This window comes from Denitrificimonas halotolerans, from assembly GCF_034259425.1.
Lineage (GTDB): Bacteria > Pseudomonadota > Gammaproteobacteria > Pseudomonadales > Pseudomonadaceae > Denitrificimonas > Denitrificimonas halotolerans.
The window spans coordinates 99,719-115,577 of sequence record NZ_JAXIVU010000005.1; the positions used below are offsets into that span (position 1 = coordinate 99,719).

General features: G+C 45.7%; 18 protein-coding genes and 3 tRNA genes. 16 read left to right on the plus strand and 5 right to left on the minus strand.

The features are described from left to right. Positions 1–5: 5 nt before the first annotated feature. The 3 genes from TOI97_RS05645 to TOI97_RS05655 form a co-directional block, all read right to left on the minus strand. Positions 6–203, minus strand: coding sequence for an SEC-C metal-binding domain-containing protein (locus TOI97_RS05645; protein WP_321553151.1), 198 nt, complete (start codon positions 201–203; stop codon positions 6–8). A 5-nt stretch (positions 204–208) separates the two neighbouring features. After that, positions 209–706, minus strand: coding sequence for an LEA type 2 family protein (locus tag TOI97_RS05650; RefSeq protein WP_321553152.1), 498 nt, complete (start codon positions 704–706; stop codon positions 209–211). 85 nt (positions 707–791) lie between these two features. Continuing rightward, a complete protein-coding gene (locus tag TOI97_RS05655; protein ID WP_321553153.1) occupies positions 792–1,262 on the minus strand; it encodes a YchJ family protein in 471 nt (156 codons plus the stop codon). Between the two features lie 94 nt (positions 1,263–1,356). Here TOI97_RS05655 and dinG point away from each other — a divergent pair, with 94 nt between their 5' ends. Both dinG and TOI97_RS05665 read left to right on the plus strand, forming a co-directional pair. Then, entirely contained in the window at positions 1,357–3,501 is a 2,145-nt protein-coding gene (gene dinG, locus TOI97_RS05660; protein ID WP_321553154.1) for an ATP-dependent DNA helicase DinG, read from the plus strand. 19 nt (positions 3,502–3,520) lie between these two features. Beyond that, complete coding sequence (locus tag TOI97_RS05665; RefSeq protein ID WP_321553155.1) at positions 3,521–4,666, plus strand: serine hydrolase domain-containing protein; 1,146 nt, start codon at positions 3,521–3,523, stop codon at positions 4,664–4,666. A gap of 57 nt (positions 4,667–4,723) precedes the next feature. Here TOI97_RS05665 and folD read toward each other — a convergent pair whose 3' ends face one another. After that, complete coding sequence (gene folD / locus TOI97_RS05670) at positions 4,724–5,581, minus strand: bifunctional methylenetetrahydrofolate dehydrogenase/methenyltetrahydrofolate cyclohydrolase FolD (RefSeq protein WP_321553204.1); 858 nt, start codon at positions 5,579–5,581, stop codon at positions 4,724–4,726. A gap of 269 nt (positions 5,582–5,850) precedes the next feature. Between folD and TOI97_RS05675 the strand changes: the two genes are divergently transcribed. From TOI97_RS05675 to greB, 14 genes are all read left to right on the plus strand, one after another. Next, positions 5,851–5,927, plus strand: a tRNA-Arg gene (locus TOI97_RS05675). Between the two features lie 46 nt (positions 5,928–5,973). After that, positions 5,974–6,049, plus strand: a tRNA-His gene (locus tag TOI97_RS05680). A gap of 43 nt (positions 6,050–6,092) precedes the next feature. Further along, positions 6,093–6,177: transfer RNA gene (locus TOI97_RS05685), tRNA-Leu, on the plus strand. 283 nt (positions 6,178–6,460) lie between these two features. Further along, the gene (locus TOI97_RS05690; RefSeq protein ID WP_321553156.1) at positions 6,461–6,841 is read left to right on the plus strand and encodes a SirB2 family protein; all 381 of its coding nucleotides are present in this window, start codon (positions 6,461–6,463) and stop codon (positions 6,839–6,841) included. Between the two features lie 191 nt (positions 6,842–7,032). Further along, positions 7,033–7,671, plus strand: a complete 639-nt coding sequence (gene ccmA, locus TOI97_RS05695; RefSeq protein WP_321553157.1) for a cytochrome c biogenesis heme-transporting ATPase CcmA — start codon at positions 7,033–7,035, stop codon at positions 7,669–7,671. Then, positions 7,668–8,339, plus strand: coding sequence for a heme exporter protein CcmB (gene ccmB, locus TOI97_RS05700; RefSeq protein WP_321553158.1), 672 nt, complete (start codon positions 7,668–7,670; stop codon positions 8,337–8,339). Before ccmA ends, ccmB begins: the two co-directional genes overlap by 4 nt. A gap of 97 nt (positions 8,340–8,436) precedes the next feature. After that, positions 8,437–9,195 carry a heme ABC transporter permease gene (locus TOI97_RS05705; RefSeq protein ID WP_321553205.1) on the plus strand — a complete coding sequence of 253 codons (759 nt, stop codon included), beginning with the start codon at positions 8,437–8,439 and terminating at the stop codon, positions 9,193–9,195. Continuing rightward, positions 9,192–9,368: a heme exporter protein CcmD gene (ccmD, locus tag TOI97_RS05710; protein WP_321553159.1), complete on the plus strand. Its 177-nt coding sequence runs from the start codon at positions 9,192–9,194 to the stop codon at positions 9,366–9,368. The genes TOI97_RS05705 and ccmD overlap by 4 nt, the downstream gene beginning before the upstream one ends. After that, positions 9,365–9,832 carry a cytochrome c maturation protein CcmE gene (gene ccmE, locus TOI97_RS05715; RefSeq protein WP_321553160.1) on the plus strand — a complete coding sequence of 156 codons (468 nt, stop codon included), beginning with the start codon at positions 9,365–9,367 and terminating at the stop codon, positions 9,830–9,832. Before ccmD ends, ccmE begins: the two co-directional genes overlap by 4 nt. Further along, positions 9,829–11,832, plus strand: coding sequence for a heme lyase CcmF/NrfE family subunit (locus tag TOI97_RS05720; RefSeq protein ID WP_321553161.1), 2,004 nt, complete (start codon positions 9,829–9,831; stop codon positions 11,830–11,832). The genes ccmE and TOI97_RS05720 overlap by 4 nt, the downstream gene beginning before the upstream one ends. Beyond that, complete coding sequence (locus TOI97_RS05725; RefSeq protein ID WP_321553162.1) at positions 11,825–12,364, plus strand: DsbE family thiol:disulfide interchange protein; 540 nt, start codon at positions 11,825–11,827, stop codon at positions 12,362–12,364. Before TOI97_RS05720 ends, TOI97_RS05725 begins: the two co-directional genes overlap by 8 nt. Continuing rightward, positions 12,361–12,831 (plus strand): cytochrome c-type biogenesis protein, encoded by a 471-nt coding sequence (locus tag TOI97_RS05730; RefSeq protein ID WP_321553163.1) that lies wholly within the window; start codon positions 12,361–12,363, stop codon positions 12,829–12,831. The genes TOI97_RS05725 and TOI97_RS05730 overlap by 4 nt, the downstream gene beginning before the upstream one ends. 14 nt (positions 12,832–12,845) lie before the next feature. Then, a complete protein-coding gene (gene ccmI / locus TOI97_RS05735) occupies positions 12,846–14,069 on the plus strand; it encodes a c-type cytochrome biogenesis protein CcmI (RefSeq protein WP_321553164.1) in 1,224 nt (407 codons plus the stop codon). A gap of 101 nt (positions 14,070–14,170) precedes the next feature. Continuing rightward, positions 14,171–14,659 carry a transcription elongation factor GreB gene (greB, locus tag TOI97_RS05740; RefSeq protein ID WP_321553165.1) on the plus strand — a complete coding sequence of 163 codons (489 nt, stop codon included), beginning with the start codon at positions 14,171–14,173 and terminating at the stop codon, positions 14,657–14,659. Positions 14,660–14,716: 57 nt separating this feature from the next. Here greB and TOI97_RS05745 read toward each other — a convergent pair whose 3' ends face one another. Continuing rightward, on the minus strand, positions 14,717–15,844 hold the full coding sequence (locus TOI97_RS05745; RefSeq protein WP_321553166.1) for a sulfate/molybdate ABC transporter ATP-binding protein: 1,128 nt from the start codon (positions 15,842–15,844) through the stop codon (positions 14,717–14,719). Positions 15,845–15,859 lie beyond the last annotated feature (15 nt).

The window sequence follows — 15,859 nt, forward strand, 5'->3', positions numbered from 1 at the left end:
AAACCTTAAGCTCCATGGCACTTTTTAAATTTTTTCTGGCTACCACAGGGGCAAGGATCGTTACGGCCAATATCTTTGAAAGGATTGCGTACGGGCTCGTGGTGAGCATGATTGCAGTGTGGGCCATGGACGTGTAGTGCTTGTCCATGCTCATGATGTTCATGATGGCAGTCTGGGCCGTGAATGTGTTCTTTAGAAGTCATAACAGTTACTCGCGAATATAGTCGCCGGGAATGATATCACCATGGCGTACAACATTGATTTTATTACTGAATAATAGTCCGGTTTTTAAGTCAGCATGCAAGGCATAATGAATTGGTTTGTTTGGGTTTTCTAGCATGCGCACAATGACTTTTACATGCCGCCAAAGATTGGTATGCACTGGAACGGAAAAGTATTCATAACCATGTGCTGGAATAGTCAACCACTGTCCATTATTACCTGTAGCAAAAGGCGTGTCATTGAGTAAAATTCGATATTGAATGCCGCGCATGGGGATGCTTTGAGCATTAGGGTTGTCAATTCGAAAGTGCAGCACAAATTGTTGCTCTAATAATTTGGCGTGAACCAATTCGACATCGACCAACTGCACGTCAGGTTCTTCAAATTTGCTGCCAACCCCGCTGGCGCAGCCACTGAGATAACCCAGTAGTGCAATACATGCTAAAAGTGCAGGTGTTCTTTTGATTATGCTCAAAAAGCTCATGCATTCACTCCAAAATCCAGCGGACAGTGTATCAAGCAAGCTCACAAAATTGTAATAACACTTGGTATCTTTACCGATCTTACGTCTATAAATAGGGAGCGCAACATTTTTTAAATTTACGTGTGCTGCCGCAGGGGCAGGGTGCGTTGCGCTCGGCGCGTAATGGTATATTTGGGTCGTAAAAGTACCATTGCTCAGCAGGCTTAATAAAAAGCGAATTCTCATGGTGCTGATGTGTTCCGAGCTCATCCTGCCAGTGTGCAATGAATTTAACCCAAGCATGTCGCTGGTCTGCTTCCAATGCTTCACTCAGAACCTCTAAGCCAAGCCATTGGCTGTTATTGCTCCATTGAGTAATGGCTTTGAGGTCAAGCGCACTGTGTTGAGTTGGTAGCGTAGTGAGTTGGATAAAGTGAATATCACCTTTAACAAAGGCGCTGTAGCGTGCGCGCATTAAAGTTTGCGGTGTGCTGGCTAGCTGTCCTGTATGGTAGCGACCGCAGCAGTCTTGGTATGTGCGAGTTGGGGTGCATGGGCACGTAAAAATAGCAGTCATAAATAATCCGTAGAGCAGAAAGCGTTTAAGCAGGCTATTATACGTTTGAAAAGAGGTACTGAACAAACGTACAGTTTTAGAAAGTGGATGCAGAATGCTCAGCGATGAAATAAAAAACACCATTCAAAGCGCTTATACACGCTTTTTAGATAGCAAAGGCCTTAAAGCCCGTTACGGCCAGCGACTGATGATTGCTGAGGTGGCAAAAACTTTAGGCACCATTGCCGTTGATGAAGAAGGTAAGCGCTCTGGTGATCCTGCCGTGCTTGCAATTGAAGCCGGTACAGGTACAGGAAAAACTGTGGCTTATAGTTTAGCCGCGATTCCAATCGCTAAGGCAGCAGGTAAGCGCTTAGTGGTTGCAACGGCAACTGTGGCTTTGCAAGAACAGATTGTTGATAAAGATTTGCCAGATATTATTAAAAATAGCGGGCTTCATTTCAGCTATGCCTTAGCCAAAGGGCGTGGGCGTTATTTGTGTTTATCTAAACTGGATGTTTTATCTCAGCAAGGCCAAGCGAATCAAGCCACTGCAGAGCTTTTTGCTGATGAGGGTTTTCAGATTGATGTAGATGCTGAAAGTGAAAAGCTCTTTAGTGAGATGATTGAAAAGTTGGCTGGTAACCGTTGGGATGGTGATCGTGATAGCTGGCCGCAAGTAATTGAGGATGCTACTTGGTCTCGTGTGACCACTGATCATACACAATGCACCGGTCGACACTGTATGAATTTTCAACAGTGTTCCTTCTATAAGGCTCGTGAAAGTATGGCCAAGGTGGATGTGATTGTGACCAATCACGATATGGTTTTGGCTGATCTGGCCCTAGGGGGAGGGGCTGTTTTACCGGACCCACGGGAAACGATTTATATTTTTGATGAAGGTCACCATCTTCCTGATAAGGCTATCAATCATTTTGCTCATTTTACTCGTTTGCGATCAACGGCAGATTGGTTGGGGCAAGTAGATAAAAATTTAACGCGTTTGTTGGCACAAAATCCATTACCAGGTGACTTTGCTCGACTGCTAGAGCCTGTGCCTGAGTTGGCAAGAAGTTTACGTACGCAAATGCAGTTTATGTTTACTTTGTGTGAGCAGTTGGCTGAGTTTCGTCCAAATTCGGATCCGGATAGTTATGAAAAACCGCGTTACCGCTTTATTGGCGGGGTGGTTCCTGATCAATTAAGTGAACTTGGGCTAGAGTTGAAAAAAGAATTTATCAAACTGGCTGATGTTTTTACTCGAGTGACTGATCTATTAAAAAAAGCTATGGATGATGAGCCGAGTTTGGGAGTGCCCAGTCAACAAGCAGAAGAGTGGTACCCCTTGTTTGGAAGCTTATTAGCTCGAGCAGATAATAACCAAGAATTGTGGACTGCTTTTACCGCTGAGGATCCAGTAGAAAGCCCACCGATGGCGCGTTGGTTATCCTTGGCAGATGCTGCGGGAGCTTTTGATATAGAGGTTAATGCGAGTCCTATTTTGGCAGCAGAAACCTTACGTCGTCATTTATGGAGCGTTGCTCACGGTGCTTTGGTGACTTCAGCGACTTTAACGGCGTTAGGTAAATTTGATCGTTTTAATATGCGTGCTGGGTTACCCTTTGAGTCAAAGAAAGCTGTAGTGCCGAGTCCTTTTAAATATGCGGAGTCAGGTGTGTTGAAGGTGCCGGATTTACGTGCAGATCCGCGTGACTCTGAAGCACATACACAGGCAATTGTGCGTGAGTTGCCGCATATTTTAGACGGTGCGCAAGGTGGGTTGGTGTTGTTTTCCTCTCGTCGTCAAATGCAAGATGTGTTTTCTGGGGTTGATCGGGATTGGCGTAAACGGGTTTTGATCCAAGGTGGTTTATCTCGCCAGGAGACTTTGGCAAAACATAAGACACAAATTGACAAGGGAGAAGTCAGTGTTTTGTTTGGCTTGGCCAGTTTTGCAGAGGGGATCGACTTGCCGGGAGCTTATTGTCAGCATGTGGTTATTGCTAAGATTCCTTTTGCAGTGCCTGATGACCCTGTGGAGGCGGCATTATCTGAGTGGATTGAAGCGCGTGGTGGTAATCCTTTTATGGAGATTGCAGTGCCTGATGCGTCGTTACGTTTGATTCAAGCTTGTGGTCGTTTATTGCGAAGTGAGAAAGATACTGGCTGTATTACTTTGTTGGATCGGCGTTTAGTAACTCAGCGTTATGGTAAAGCCATCTTGAATTCATTACCGCCGTTTAGGCGTGAAATTGAATAAGTGATTGATTGAGGGTTGTATGCATATTGACGGTGTCAGTGACAGTGCATTTTCCGATGCGCTTGATGTATTCAGTCAAATACTTGAGCATCCCGAGCAGCGCGGTGCAGCTTTGTGTGTACAGGTTGCTGGGGAAACAGTAATTGATGTTTGGGGTGGTGTGACTGATCGGCAGGGGGAGCAGCTTTGGCAGCGTGATACGCTGATTAATATTTTTTCCAGTGGCAAGCCGATTGCTGCAGTGGTTTTATTGCAAATGGTTGCTGAAGGGCGCTTAAGTTTGGACACACCTTTAGTGGAGTACTGGCCCGAATTTGCTTTACATGGCAAGCATCGAATTACTTTGCGTCATGTCTTGAGTCATCAGGCAGGATTGCCGGCAATTGCCGAGCAGCAGCCTGCAGAAGCACTTTACGATTGGGCGCATATGGTGAAAGCTGTAGTGGAAACTCCGCCTTGGTGGGAGCCTGGTAGTGCGCACGGTTATGCTCCTATGACCTATGGCTGGATTGTTGGTGAATTGATACGACGAGTTGATGGTTGTGAGCCTGGGGAGGCCATTGCACGACGCATCGCTAGACCTTTCCAGTTGGATCTGCATGTAGGGCTTGATGAGCATGCACTGTCACGAGTTGGAGATGTGATGCGGATGAAAGGAGTGTTGGCTGATGATGCTTCTTTGCGTTTAATGAAGGTGATGGGTGGTCAGCCGCAAGGTATGACGGCTAAAGCCTTTTCTAATCCACCTTCTATGATGACCAGTACTAATAAGTTGGAATGGCGTGTGATGCAGCAACCAGCTGCTAATGCGCACGGTACTGCACGAGGCTTGGCTGGGTTTTATACAGCTTTATTGCAAGATCAACTTTTGGAGAGCGATATGTTGGCGGCGATGGTGCAAGAGCACAGTCGTGGTCAAGACCTTACATTGCATACATCAACCCGTTTTGGATTAGGCTGCATGTTGGAGCAGGCTGATCAGTTGCCAGCCAGTTATGCGCTAGGACAGCATTGCTTTGGACATCCGGGAGCCGGCGGCACTCTCGGTTGTGCAGATATTGAGCGTGAACTGAGTGTGGCTTTTATTACTAATAGTCTTGGGGCGAGTGTTTTGATGGATCCACGTGCGCAGAGGATCAATGCAATGCTGAAGAAGTGTGTGTAGTTGAGGGCGATCTACCACGGTAAAGTAACAGTGGTAGATCAGTTTGAAAGGGGGAGCTTATTTTTTTTCAGATTGCTCGCAGGCTTGCAAAGTGTTTTCTAGTAAGCCTGCGCGCGTCATTGGGCCAACACCTCCAGGAACAGGTGTGATCCATGCAGCGCGTTCAACAGCCGCAGCAAAACCAACATCTCCAACAAGCTTGCCATCAGCCTGACGGTTAATTCCAACGTCAATCACAATAGCGCCAGGTTTTATCCATTCACCTTTGACTAGGTCGGGAATGCCTACTGCCACAACAACTAAATCTGCTCGGCGCACATGGCTTTCTAAGTCTTTAGTAAAACGGTGGGTAATGGTTGTGGTGCAGCCTGCTAAGAGCAATTCAAGAGCCATTGGGCGGCCTACAATATTGGATGCGCCAACAATGACTGCATCTAAACCGTGTAAGTCTACGCCTGTATGCTTTAGCAGCGTCATAATGCCTTTAGGTGTACAGGAGCGTAGTAAAGGCATGCGCTGGGCTAAGCGGCCCACATTGTAAGGATGGAAGCCATCGACATCTTTAAAGGGGCTGATGCGTTCTAATAGAAGCGATGAATCTAAATGCGCAGGTAAGGGCAGTTGGACCAAAATGCCATCAATACTGTCATCAGTATTGAGCTGGTCTATAAGGGCCAGTAACTCTTCTTGTGTAGTGCTTGCCGGAAGGTCGTAAGCTTGTGACTGAAAACCAACTTGTTCGCAATCTTTACGCTTGTGTGCAACGTAAACCTCAGAAGCGGGGTCATTGCCGACTAGAATTACCGCTAAGCCGGGTGCGCGTAAACCATGGTTAAGACGATCCTGTACTTTTTGGGCGATATTTTGACGAATATCTGCGGCGATCTGTTTGCCGTCAATCAATTGTGCAGTCATGAGGTAGGAGGCCATACTAGTGTAAGTAAATGATTCCGCTATTCTCTCATGACCGGCCGCATCGGGCAAAGATGAGTGCTATGTTTTTAGCCTAAAACAATTACTTGTTAAATCTTTTTAAAATAAGGCTTGACGTAAGTGAATCTGCTCCGTAATATACGCCCCGCTTACCCAGTAAAGCCTGAAGCTGGATACGAAAGCTGATCAAGTAATATTGGACAGCAATCGCGCCTTAAGTCAGTTACTTCTGTATGTTGTAATGACGCTAAGCGCCCGTAGCTCAGTCGGATAGAGCACCCGCCTTCTAAGCGGGTGGTCGCAGGTTCGAATCCTGCCGGGCGCGCCACTTGAGTGGTAAGGGGAAGCATGTTAAAGTAGTAAGCTGTAATATGGTGGGCGTAGCTCAGTTGGTAGAGCACAGGATTGTGACTCCTGTTGTCGTGGGTTCGATCCCCATCGTCCACCCCATATTTAAACATATGTGCTGTCTTAGCAATATGTTGTGCTAAATGCGGACGTGGTGGAATTGGTAGACACACCAGATTTAGGTTCTGGCGCCGCGAGGTGTGAGAGTTCGAGTCTCTCTGTCCGCACCATCTAATGGCTATTAAAGCCTAGAGTAAAAGAGCCCCTTAAATGGGGCTTTTTTATGCCTATTTTTTGCCTTTCCCGTCCTTAATAAGAATGCATGCCGTCAGAGTGGCTAAGCTCGGGCGTGTATGCATCGATGGTTCTAGTTGGTGGTTTTGTTGCGATTAATTTATTTTTATGACTCTTAGTCAGCGGTTGTATGTTGTTGAAAGCCTAAACTACTTTTAGATATTACTGTGCTTTTTAGATCTGTTTAGTGAGATGAGTATGCTGCTAGCGGAGCATTATTTGCTGATAAAATATATTCATATGAGCTTGGCGGTATTCAGTGGTTGTTTATTTGTCGTGCGCGGTTCTTGGGTGTTGTTGGGCGGTACGAAGGTTGATTGGTGTAAAACGATTGATCGGTTAAGTTATGGTGTGGATAGCTGCTTGTTGCTGGCAGCGATCTTATTATTGTTGATTTTAAACTACACGCCTTTGTCCGAGGCGTGGCTGCAGGCAAAATTGCTGCTGCTTGCTTTGTATATAATGTTTGGTGTGTTGGCTTTTCGTGACACGCTTTGTTTGGTTTTGCGTTGGCTAGCTTATAGTGCGGCAATTATGTGTTTTTTTATAATGTACTACTCTGCGCGCCTCCATCAGCCTTTTGCTGGGCTGTTGGGTTGATGGTTCATTACTAAAGACGCGTGCTTTTAGCGCGAGACTTTCCATAGGGGGGTACGATACGAGCCGCGTTAGTAATTAAATGGCAGCAGCGCTTATGTTTCAGCTGTGTATAATTGCGACTCATTAAAGTGTCAGTAGGGTGGTGTGCTGCTCTATGAAAATACTTGAATTTTTCTCAAGGCGAATTGTTTGTGTCTGATGTATATCTTGAAACCATTGATTTAGCCTGTGAACGCGATTGGCGACCGCTGTTTGAACACTTAAATATTAGTGTGAAACCTAAGGATATGCTGCAAGTGAGCGGTCCTAATGGGAGTGGTAAAACTAGCCTACTGCGCTTGATGTCAGGTTTAATGCAGCCGACAGCGGGTGAGGTTTTAGTTAAGGGGCGTCGTATTCAGCAGCAGCGCGGTGAATTGGCTTCCAATCTTTTATGGATAGGCCACGCAGCAGGTATTAAGGGAGTGTTAACTGCGGAAGAGAATTTGGCCTGGTTATCAGCTTTGCATCATAAAGCAAACTATGAGCAGATTTGGCGTGCTTTAGCTGCTGTTGGCTTGGCAGGTTTTGAGGATGTGCCTTGTTATACTTTGTCAGCAGGTCAGCAGCGTCGCGTAGCTTTGGCGCGCTTATATTTAGAATCTGCTCCGGCATTGTGGATTCTTGATGAGCCTTTTACTGCTTTAGACAAACAAGCAGTTACCCAGTTAGAGCTGCATTTGGCTGCGCATTGTAATAAAGGCGGTATGGTGGTTTTTACTACTCACCATCCAATCCAAAATGTACCTGATACCTTTCGTGAATTGGATTTAGGACGGGCCATCGAGTGAGCAATGTTTTTATATTGATGCTGTTACGTGAAACGCGCATTGTTTTTCGACGTCCAGCAGAGCTAGTCAATCCGTTGGTGTTTTTTACCATTGTGATTGCATTGTTTCCCTTGGCTGTGGGGCCAGAAACACAGCTGCTGCAAACTTTATCACCAGGCTTGATCTGGGTGGCTGCTTTATTGGCAGTATTATTATCACTGGATGGGTTGTTTCGTAGTGATTTTGAGGATGGCTCGCTAGAGCAGTGGGTTGTCTCACCGCATCCTTTAGTCTTGTTGGTATTGGCTAAAGTCTTGGCTCATTGGTTGTACTGTGGTCTGGCTTTGGTGATGTTATCGCCTTTGTTAGCCATAATGCTTGGTTTGCCTGGGGATCGCATCCCAACATTGTTATTATCGCTGTTATTGGGTACGCCAGTGTTGAGTTTACTGGGTGCTGTAGGTGCGGCCTTAACCGTGGGGTTAAAACGTGGAGGAATATTGTTGGCATTATTGATTTTGCCGTTATACATTCCCGTGCTGATTTTAGGTAGTGGTGTGATGCAAGCAGCATTACATGGCCTACCAACGGCGGGCTACTTATTGTGGATGGCAGCTTTGATGATGTTTACGTTAACCTTAGCACCTTTTGCTATTGCTGCAGGTTTGCGTATCAGTGTAGGCGAATAGAACTCAATCGCAGGTTGAGTGTGACAATACGCTGCATCAATTGCAGTGATAAGTTAGCATAAACTTGCATAAATGATATTGATGATTTGTGAGTATCTTGATGAATTGGACGTGGTTTCATAAGCTCGGATCGCCCAAATGGTTTTACCAAATAAGTGGCCGCTGGCTGCCTTGGCTCAGTGTTTGTGCTGCTTTGTTGATCATGGTTGGTCTTGTGCTGGGGCTAGCCTTTGCTCCGCCTGACTATCAGCAAGGTAACAGTTTTCGAATTATTTACTTGCATGTGCCGGCAGCATTCTTAGCTCAGTCTACTTATATCTCGCTAGCTATAGCAGGTGTAGTAGGCTTGGTTTGGAAAATGAAGATTGCTGATATAGCAATCCAACAAGCAGCTCCGATTGGTGCTTGGATGACAGTTATTGCATTAGCAACTGGGGCAATCTGGGGGAAACCAACATGGGGGGCTTGGTGGGTTTGGGATGCACGCTTAACTGCAATGCTCATTCTATTGTTCTTGTATTTTGGGATTATTGCTTTAGGACATGCTATTAGCAATCGTGATAGTGCCGCTAAAGCTTGCGCTATTTTAGCAATTGTTGGTGTTGTTAATATTCCCATCATCAAATACTCAGTAGACTGGTGGAATACGTTGCACCAGCCAGCTACATTTACGGTGACTAAAAAGCCGACCATGCCGATAGAAATGTGGCTGCCGCTGTTAATCATGACTATTGGCTTCTATTGTTTTTTCGCTGCTGTACTGCTAGTGCGTATGCGCCTTGAAGTATTACGTCGAGAGTCGCGTACACGTTGGGCGCAAGAGGAAGTTGCACGGCAGATTGGGAGAGGTGTATGAGTTTTGATTCGTTCGCTGAGTTTTTAGCGATGGGTAATCATGGCGTTTATGTCTGGTCAGCCTACGGCATTGGTTTTGTGATTTTATTGTTGAACGTGGTTTCGCCGTTATTGGCCCGTCAACGTTACTTTAAGAATGAGGCGCGTCGTTTGCGTCGGGAGGCTCAACAGTGAATCCAGTTCGTAAAAAACGTTTAATCATTGTTTTAGCGATTCTATTGGGTGTGGCGGCAACAGTGGGGCTTGGTTTGGCTGCACTCAAACAGAATATCAATCTGTTCTACACTCCAACAGAAATTGCCAATGGTGATGCCCCTCAAGATATTCGTATTCGTGCGGGAGGATTGGTGAAAGATGGATCAGTGACACGAAGTGAAGATACTTTGACCGTAGACTTTATTGTCACTGATGGTGATGCCGAGGTGACTATTCAGTATCGTGGCATCTTGCCTGACCTATTTCGTGAAGGTCAGGGGATTGTGGCAATGGGACGCTTAAACACTGATGGTGTACTGATCGCTGATGAAGTGTTAGCTAAGCATGATGAAAACTATATGCCACCTGAAGTGAGTAGTGCGCTAGAGAAGACCGGCATGCTAAAGCACTATGAAGATGGTCAAAAGGAAGCAAATAAATGAGTAATGCGGCGATGTATGTGCCGGAGTTGGGGCATTTAGCGTTGATCCTTGCATTGTGCTTCTCTGTTGTGCAGTCATTTTTTCCTTTAGTGGGAGCATGGCGCGGTGATCACCGTTGGATGAGCTTAGGGCAGCCTGCAGCTTGGGGACAATTCTTATTTTTGTTGTTCTCTTTTGCTTGCTTGACATGGTCATTTATGGTTGATGACTTCTCTGTCGTTTACGTTGCCTCCAACTCAAACAGTGCTTTACCTTGGTACTATAAATTTAGTGCTGTATGGGGGGCTCACGAAGGTTCACTATTGTTATGGGCCGCTATTTTAGCGGGCTGGACCTTTGCAGTTGCGGTGTTCTCGCGTCAGCTACCTGAAGAAATGCTGGCGCGAGTGCTATCAGTGATGGGCATGATTAGTATTGGCTTCTTGTTATTCTTGATTGTGACGTCCAACCCCTTTGAGCGTATTTTGCCGCAAATGCCGGCCGATGGTCGTGATCTTAATCCCTTGCTGCAAGACTTCGGTTTAGTGATTCACCCCCCAATGCTATATATGGGGTACGTGGGTTTCTCTGTTGCTTTTGCTTTTGCTATTGCGGCGCTGTTAGGCGGTAAGCTTGATGCGGCTTGGGCGCGTTGGTCTCGCCCATGGACTTTAATTGCTTGGGCGTTTTTAGGTATAGGTATTGCATTGGGCTCATGGTGGGCATACTACGAGTTAGGTTGGGGCGGATGGTGGTTCTGGGACCCTGTTGAAAACGCATCCTTCATGCCGTGGTTAGTAGGTACCGCTTTAATTCATTCATTAGCAGTGACGGAAAAACGTGGTGTATTTAAAAATTGGACGGTGTTGTTAGCTATTGCCGCGTTTTCGCTGAGTTTATTAGGTACATTCTTAGTACGTTCTGGCGTTTTGACTTCAGTGCATGCATTCGCAGCGGATCCTGAGCGCGGTATTTTCATTCTGATTTTCCTACTCGCGGTTGTCGGTGCGTCCTTGACCTTGTTTGTATTGCGGGCTCCTGTGGTAAAAAGTAAGGTGGGCTTTGGGTTTTGGTCTAAAGAAACCTTGTTGCTGATTAACAACATTATCTTGGTTGTAGCTACAGCAATGGTATTGCTGGGCACTTTGTATCCGTTGATTCTCGACTCTTTAACAGGTGCTAAACTGTCTGTAGGGCCACCGTATTTTAATGCCTTATTTGTACCTCTAATGGCAATTTTGATGCTAGCAATGGGGGTTGGGATCATTACTCGTTGGAAAAACACGCCGGGCAAGTGGCTATTTAATATGCTTGGCCCTGTGTTACTGCTTAGCGCGGTCTTGGCCGGTATCGGCAGTGTGCTGTATCGTGACTTCAATATAGCCGTGTTAGCATTGTTTTTCCTTTGTGTATGGGTGTTGCTCGCTAGTGTGCGTGATGTTTTGGACAAAACTCGTCATAAAGGTTTATGGCGTGGTATGCGTTCACTCAATCGTAGTTACTGGGGAATGCAATTAGGCCATTTGGGGTTAGTGTTTATGGCTGTAGGAGTGGTTTTGTCCAGTCAGTATAGCGATGAGCGAGACTTGAAAATGGCACCAGGTGACTCTTTAGAAATGGGCGGTTATCGCTTTGTTTTTGAAGGTGCTGAACATTATGAAGGGCCCAACTTCATTTCAGATAAAGGCAGTGTTCGCGTGTATGAAAATAACCGTGAGATTGCTTTGCTGCATCCGGAAAAGCGTTTGTATATTGTGCAGCAGATGCCTATGACGGAGGCGGGTATTGATCCTGGTTTTACACGTGATTTATATGTTGCTATGGGTGAACCATTAGAGAATGGTGCTTGGGCGATTCGTGTGCATATCAAACCTTTTGTCCGCTGGATTTGGTTAGGTGGATTTTTGACTGCATTTGGTGGGTTGTTATCGGCTATGGATCGACGTTATCGCGTTAAGGTGACGAAAAAAGTTAAAGAAGCTTTAGGTGTGGCTGAGAAAGGAAAAACAACACATGTCTAAAACACGTTTAATAGCTGTATTTGGCGTTTTAATTGGTGTGGCTTTGTTTGCTGCGATGGCTTTGTTTGGGATTAATAATGATCCGAGCAAATTGCCATCGGCGCTTAAAGGGAAGTTGTTCCCAGAGTTCTCAGCGCCTACGGTCCATGATGCCGAAAAGATCATTACTCGCGACGATATGATTGGTCGTCCTGCGTTGGTCAATGTATGGGCAACTTGGTGTGTGGAATGTAAAATTGAGCACCCGGTTTTTAATGAGTTAGCTCGACAGGGTGTGGTGATTCATGGCATTAACTACAAGGATGACAATGCCGAAGCACAGCGCTGGCTTGAGGACTTTCTTAATCCTTATCAGTTAAATATCAGTGACCCTAAAGGCCGCTTAGGTTTTGATTTAGGGGTGTATGGTGCGCCAGAAACTTTCTTTATTGATAAGCACGGTTATATTGTGCACCGCCATACCGGGGTGATTGATGAACGTATGTGGCAGGAGAAATTTGCAGCCATGTATCAGGAGTTACTCGACGAATGAAGCGCCTTGTTTATGTTTTAGGTTTATTGCTTGCTTGCTTAGGGACAGCACAAGCCTCCATTGATACCTATGAGTTTTCTACGCAGGCTGAGCGCGAGCGTTATCGTACTTTGGTTGAAGAATTGCGCTGCCCTAAGTGTCAAAACCAAAACATTGCAGATTCGGATGCACCCATTGCGATGGATATGCGTGATGAGATCTATAGCAAGCTTGAGGCTGGCCAAAGTGATGAAGAAATCATTGGTTTTCTAGTTGAGCGTTATGGTGATTTTGTGCGCTATAAGCCACCAGTGAACAGTAAGACTGTGATTCTCTGGTATGGTCCCGCTGCATTTTTAGCTTTTGGCTTGCTGATGGTGGTGATTATTTTAATGCGTCGTCGCCGTTCTGTTGTGGCTAAGCAAGATCAGAGCTTATCGAGTGACGAACAGGCACGTCTATCAGATATTCTTAAGCAGTATAAGTAGGATACCCCATCGTTATGACACAGTTTTGGATTTACGCAGTACTGCTACTGGTCGCTGCATTATTTATATTGCTTTGGCCTGTACTCCGCGTTCGTAAAGATCAGTCAGAGGAAGACCGTACAGCTCTAAATATTGCTTTGTATGAAGAGCATATTGCTGAGCTTGAGGCGCAGCATGCCAGCGGTGCACTGTCTGCGGAAAAGCTCGCTGAAGGTCGACTTGAAGCTGACCGTGAATTGCTTGAGGACACTAAAGAGGGGCGTCCGCGGCAAAGTGCAAACTTAGGCACAGCATTACCTTTACTGGCCGCATTATTGGTCCCAGTAGCTGGTATAGGCTTGTACTTTGTTTGGGGGGCAAGTGATAAAGTCGCCTTAACTTTGAGTCTAGCCGAAGAGCCAAAGTCATTAGAAGAAATGATTGGGCGTTTAGAAGAAGTGGTTCGTATCCAACCTGAATCAGTGGATGCTTGGTACTTTCTTGGGCGCAATTATATGACTCAACAACAGCCACAAAAAGCAGCTGATGCGTTTGAGGAAACGATTACTTTGGTTGGTCGTCAGCCTGATTTGCTCGGTCAATATGCGCAAGCTTTATATTTCGCTAATGGCAATCGCTGGAGTGAGCGTTTGCAAGGTTTAGTGGATGAGGCGTTGCGCCAAAATCCAGATGAAGCCACCAGTTTAGGCTTGGTAGGGATTGCCGCTTTTGAGGCTGGCCGTTATCAAGATGCAGTTGATGCTTGGACACGATTGCAAAAGGGTTTGAATCCGCAAGAGGATTCTTATGGTGCTATTCAGACAGGAATTGATCGTGCTCGCGCAGCGTTGGCTAACAGCCCCGATATTGCAGTTCAAGAAGCTGTCATGCCTAGAGATCAGTCAGCGGCTGTTGATACTTATGCTGTACAGGTTGAAGTGGTCTTAGATCAAGCTTTGGTTGATCAGGTCTCAGCTACAGATACAGTGTTTGTTTTTGCGCGTGCGCAAAATGGCCCGCCAATGCCATTAGCGGCTAAACGTTTATCTGTAGCCGATCTGCCAGTCCGTTTTGCTTTAACTGATGCAGATTCCTTGATGCCAAACTTAAAACTTTCTAGTGTTGAACGTTTAGAACTCAAGGCTAGTGTTTCCAGTGGCGGTGACGCGATGAATGCACAGTGGGCGAGTCAGTCTGTCATGGTGGATACTAGTAAAGAGAATGAACCAAGTGTTTTATTAATTGATCAAAAAAACTGATATAAATATTTAAGTACAGTCAAGCCGTTTATCTGCATTAGCGATAAGCGGCTTAATTGTTTTTACAGGTACAAATTAAATTCAATACTTGAGCGTTAATGATGAGTAGAAAACTATTGACTGCTGAAGGTTACCAAAAACTCAAAGATGAGCTTGATTATTTACTGCGTAAATTACGTCCTGAAATTACCGAAATTGTTTCTTGGGCGGCGAGCTTAGGTGATCGTTCAGAAAATGCTGATTATCAATATAACAAGCGTAAGCTCCGTGAGATTGATCGTCGCATTCGTCATCTTACCAAGCTTTTTGATGTAGCGGAGGCTGTACCATATAACCCAGTTCAGGAAGGTAAGGTGTTTTTTGGTGCTTGGGTTGAGTTAGAGAATGAGGAGGGTGAAAGCTTACGTTTTCGTATCGTGGGTGATGAAGAGGTCTATGGGCGTAAAGATTATATTTCATTGCGTTCACCTATGGCCAAAGCCTGCTTAGGTAAAAGCGTTGATGACGAGGTTTGTGTACGGACACCTACTGGTGATGCTTATTGGGATGTGGTTAAGATTGAGTATAAAGTCGAAAGTGAAGCCGATTGAGTGAACCTTTGATACTTCACGATATTCTCCCGCCCTAAAGGGCGGGTAGAGTGTCAATCAAGCGGTCTTTTTTTTTAATAAAACGAGTTTATTGCTCCAGCTTAGCGCGCGTAAACCATTTTCTGTGTCACTACTAAAGAGCTGTCCAGAGTGGGGTTGAGCGTAGCAGGTATCACCGCGCTGTGGCTGCCAACTGTTATATTGTGTATGGCTGATGGATACTTCCCACAGGTCAGGGCTGTTCCAACCGATGGGTTCTAATTCAAGGCGTACTTCAGCGCCAATTAAACTGACAGCTTTAATTTCTAGAGGCAAGTGTGCATCAGCTGAAGGTTGTAAGGTTAAACTCAATTCGTGTGATCGTAGGTAGAGCTGGCCTGATTCTGCGTGCTCAGCATGTGGAAAAGCAACCCAAGCTTGTCCTTGTTGCAGACGGTTATTATGGACTTGACCTTCAAAGACGTTCACACCGCCTAAAAAGTCGTATACAAAACGACTAGCGGGTTGATGGTATAGCTCTTGGGGAGTAGCTTGTTGTTCAATTTTTCCTTGGCTCATTACTACTACACGGTCGGATACTTCGAGTGCTTCTTCTTGATCGTGAGTCACAAACACGCTGGTGAAGCCTAAATCGTCGTGTAGGTCGCGTAGCCAACGGCGTAGCTCTTTACGTACTTTGGCGTCAAGAGCGCCAAAGGGTTCGTCTAGCAGTAAAACGCGAGGCTGCATGGCCAGTGCACGAGCGAGGGCAATACGTTGCTTCTGCCCGCCAGACAGTTGACCGGGATAACGTTGAGCTAGGTGTTCCAACTGTACTTTTTCCAACAGTGCAGTAACTTGTTGTTTGATCTGGGATTTACTTGGGCGTTGTGCTTTAGGCAGAACATCAAGACCAAATGCTATGTTTTCGGCAACAGTCATATGTCGAAAAAGTGCATAATGTTGGAATACAAAACCAACTCTGCGATCCCTTACATGTAAATTAGTAACATCTTTACCACTGAATAAAATGTGGCCTTGGTCGGCGCTTTCCAATCCTGCGATGATGCGTAGCAGAGTTGTTTTTCCGGAGCCTGAAGGACCTAGTAAGCCGACCATTTCGCCTTTGTTGATGGTTAAATCAAGTGGCTTAAGGGCTTGGAAGTCTCCAAACTTTTTACTGACTTGTTTAATTTGAATGCTCATTTTTATCCACCTGAA